The organism is Shewanella electrica (assembly GCF_022321485.1).
GTDB lineage: Bacteria > Pseudomonadota > Gammaproteobacteria > Enterobacterales > Shewanellaceae > Shewanella > Shewanella electrica.
Genome location: NZ_JAKOGG010000208.1, coordinates 1 through 278, shown reverse-complemented (window position 1 = coordinate 278; position 278 = coordinate 1). Strand labels below are relative to the sequence as shown.

At 48.9% G+C, this 278-nt stretch carries 1 protein-coding gene; it reads right to left on the bottom strand.

All coding sequences use genetic code 11. The features are described from left to right. On the bottom strand, positions 1-278 hold a 278-nt coding region (locus L9G74_RS20385; protein WP_275297548.1), incomplete at both ends, for a DnaJ C-terminal domain-containing protein.

Genomic DNA, 278 nt, shown 5'->3' with positions numbered 1-278 from the left:
ACACCCCGGAGCTTGTCAAATAACGAACTCTTGCCATTGCCAGCAACTGATTTGCCGCTAGCTTTAGCAAAGGTCTTCAAAGCTTCTTTTTGACCCTTGTTCAAGTGCGTTGGCGTTTCAATATTAACGGTAACGCGTTCGTCGCCGTTGCCATTGCCACGTAATCGTGGTGCACCTTTACCACGTAACCGGAAAGTTGTCCCCGTCTGAGTACCAGCTGGGATCTTCAACTTAACGTCCCCGTGAACCGTCTTAACTTGAACTTCATCACCAAGAGC